Here is a 3869-nt window from a genome sequence, read left to right on the forward strand (position 1 = left end):
ATTCCAGGTAAAGGATCTGCCCTTACGCAGAACAAAAATTACTAGGATAAATTTAGTTTGATTGTTAACAGATTTCAGCAAGGTCAATGTAAATTGACCTTGCTTTTTTATTGATAGGCCCAATGATGAAACTACGCCTTTTACCCGCTGTTCTTTTTATAGCCTGGATCGTTACGGCTTGTAACAAACCTGCTCCCGATACACTCTTTCGCAGTGTTCCCGCAGATGAGTCTGGAATAACATTTAATAATGTAGTCATCGAAAATGATACCTTCAATATTCTTACCCACGAGTATATATACAATGGCGGAGGAGTTGGCGTGGCTGATTTTAATAAGGATGGACTTCAGGATTTGTTCTTTGCCGGTAACACGGTGCCTAACAAGCTATATCTGAATAAAGGCAATTTTACATTCAACGATGTGACTGAAACCGCTGGTGTAAATGAACCCGGCCGGTGGAACTCCGGTGTAGCCATTGCTGATGTGAACAACGATGGGTGGATGGATATATATGTATGCGCCACCATGAAGCCCGACTCTGCCGATCGAAGAAACATGCTTTTCATTAATAATGGTTTGAATAAAGATAGTGTACTTACGTTTACCAACCAGGCTGCTGCTTATGGTGTGGAAGACGGTGGCTATAGCGTAAATGCTGCGTTCTTTGATTATGATCACGACAAGGACCTCGATCTATATGTACTCATCAATCAGCGAATGGATCACTTGCCTACCAACTATCGACCGAAGATTACGGATGGTTCTGCGCTGAACAACGATAAGCTATATCGCAACAATGGTAACGGTACCTTTACCGATGTAACCAAAGAAGCTGGTATAACACTTGAGGGTTTTGGTCTTGGGCTATCGATCGCCGATTTCAACCTCGATGGCTGGGAAGATATATATGTGTCGAACGATTATCTCTCCAACGATGTACTTTATATCAACAATGGGGATGGTACATTCCAGAATAAGATCAGGGAATTTATAGGCCATCAAAGTCAATTCTCCATGGGAAATGATGCTGCGGATATAAACAACGATGGTTTGCCGGATCTGATTACACTCGATATGTTGCCCGAAACCAACGATCGCAAAAAAACAACGATCAGCAATAAATCATATTTAAACTATATCAACACCGAGAAGTATGGTTATGAATACCAGTATGTGCGAAACATGCTGCATTTGAATAACGGGCTGAATCATGGTATAAAATTCAGTGAAGTAGGTCAACTCTCAGGAGTATATCAGACCGAGTGGAGCTGGGCTCCCTTGTTTGCTGATTTTGATAATGACGGAAACAAAGATCTGATCATTACCAACGGTTTCCCGAAAGATGTTACTGATAAGGATTTTGGAAACTACCGTGCCGATGTAGGGAATATAGCGAGTCCTGCACAGCTCATTGATTCTATACCGGTAGTGCGTATACCCAACTATGCTTTTAAAAATGAAGGTGACCTTACCTTTGAAGATGTTACTGATCGTTGGGGATTGGATGTACCCTCTTTCTCGAATGGTGCTGTCTTTGCCGATCTTGATAATGATGGCGACCTCGACTATGTAATCAATAACATTAACGACAAAGCACGGGTATACGAGAATACGTTATATAGCACCTCTAAAAAAGAGCAGACAAAAGCCAGTCATTACCTGCGATTGAAATTTAGTGAGGCAAAAGATTTTAATTATGGTGCAGGAGCAAAGGTGACGTTACATTATAACCACGGCAAAGTACAGTATCTCGAGAATTGCGTTTCGCGGGGATTTTTGTCATCGGTTGAAAATATAGTGCATTTTGGCTTGGGCACGACTTCTATTGTTGATTCGGTAGTGGTTGCCTGGCCGGATGGTGATACGCGGTTGTTCAGGAATGTAAAGGCCGATCAGGTGCTGAGCATTCACTATGGACAAGGTGATCCTTATAAACCCCATGAATTTATATCGACACCCTTGCTGAAAGCAGCTGAACATCTTACCGGTATAGCATTCAAACACCAGGAAGAAGATAACATCGATTTCAATCAGCAGCGGACGTTGCCGCATAAATTCTCTCAATACGGTCCTGGTATAGCGGTAGGCGATATTAATCAGGATGGTCTCGAAGATTTTGTTATAGGAGGGGCGCGAAACAATCCGATCCAGGTGTGGATGCAAAGGAAAGACGGCACATTTCAGTCGCAGCCCAAGGCAATATCAGAATTAACAAAGCCGTATGAAGATGAAGGCCTGTTGTTATTTGATGCGGATAGTGATCGAGATCTCGACTTGTATGTTGTGAGCGGTAGCATGGAAGGACAAAAAGAATCCGAGTATCAGCACCGGCTTTTCATCAACAATGGTAAAGGTATATTTACTGCGGGCGAATTGCCTATAATCACTTCCAGCGGCTCGTGTGTGCGCGCCAGTGACTTTGATGCTGACGGTGATCTCGATCTGTTTGTAGGCGGGCGCGTTATACCAGCCAGCTACCCGATGCCTCCTGCCAGCTATATACTTCGAAATGATAAAGGTAAATTTACAGACGTTACCGAAGCGGTAGCACCTGCACTGCAACATGCCGGTATGATTACCGATGCATTGTGGACAGATTTTGACCTGGATGGGAAAACAGATTTAGTGGTAGCAGGGGAGTTTATGCCGGTAACATTCTTCAAGAATCAGGGAGGCACCTTGTCAAAGATAGAAGCATCGGGTGTGGAGAATATGAGGGGCTGGTGGAATAGTATTACGGCTGGCGATTTCGATTCAGACGGAGATATAGACTATATCGTGGGCAATCTGGGTGTTAATAATAATTACCAGATAACCGATCAATATTCGTTAAAGCTTTTCGCGAAAGACTTTGATGGCAACGGAAGTGTAGACCCGGTGATGGCGTGCTACCAGCGCGAAACAATGACAGGGCATGACCGTAAATTATACCCGGTACATTTCTGGGACGAAATGAATTCGCAAAGCCCTAAGTTCAGACGAAAATTCTCGCGTTACCGAAAATTCAGCAAGGCTACGATAGACCAGGTGTTGACGCCCGAGGATATGAAAGATGCGCTGGTGCTAGAGGCTAACGATATGCATTCTGCTTACTTCGAAAATAAAGGACAGGGTAAATTTGAAACGAAGGCATTGCCCTTGCAGGTGCAGGTGGCGCCTGTGAATGGTATGATCGCCTGCGATATAAACGAAGATGGCAACCTTGATGTGCTGATGGTTGGTAACGACTATGGTAACGAAGTGTTTGCCGGTCGCTACGATGCCTTTACGGGCCTTGTGTTACTGGGCGATGGCAAGGGTAATTTCGCTGTGCGTCCTTCTGCCGAAAGTGGTTTCTATGTTCCTGGAGATGCCAAAGCACTTGTGCGGCTCGCGGGTGCGAAGGGTGATGTAATACTAGCCACACAGAACCGCGACAGTCTCAAGGTGTTTACGTATAACCGGAAAGAGGCTTTCCCAATATTTACTCCGGAACCACTCGACACACGGGTTGAATTCATCCATGTTAATGGCGCGAAGCAGTCGGCAGAGCTATATTATGGTGCAGGATTCCTGTCACAATCCACCCGGAAGGTCCGTATACCGGCTTCGGTGAAGGAGATAATCGTCTATGATTCGCAGGGTAAAACACGAAAAATCCCCGTACCGCAGGCGTTGTAAAAGTGCTTGTGTATCTGACCTGTAGAGACTGAAACAGACCACCGGGAACAGCATGTGGTAACATTTCTGGTTTCCGGGATTTGGATTTATAGGATGCTAATAAATATCTTTCAAGAAAATACTAATCTACCTTATACCTATGGATGCACAAAAAGTTGACATGTACCTGATGACCAATGGAAAATTCTTTGAAGGTCACCAGATTCC

General features: G+C 44.3%; 1 protein-coding gene. It reads left to right on the top strand.

The features are described from left to right. The first annotated feature begins 122 nt into the window (after positions 1–122). Positions 123–3662: a VCBS repeat-containing protein gene (locus V7Q33_RS15010; RefSeq protein ID WP_333820352.1), complete on the top strand. Its 3540-nt coding sequence runs from the start codon at positions 123–125 to the stop codon at positions 3660–3662. Positions 3663–3869 lie beyond the last annotated feature (207 nt).

The sequence above is a fragment of the Ohtaekwangia sp. genome, assembly GCF_036786105.1.
GTDB lineage: Bacteria > Bacteroidota > Bacteroidia > Cytophagales > Cyclobacteriaceae > Ohtaekwangia.

What these genes read in the sequence shown, in the direction of transcription:
- V7Q33_RS15010 (WP_333820352.1), top strand. Translation starts at nt 123, where the DNA reads ATGATGAAACTACGCCTTTTACCCGCTGTTCTTTTTATAGCCTGGATC.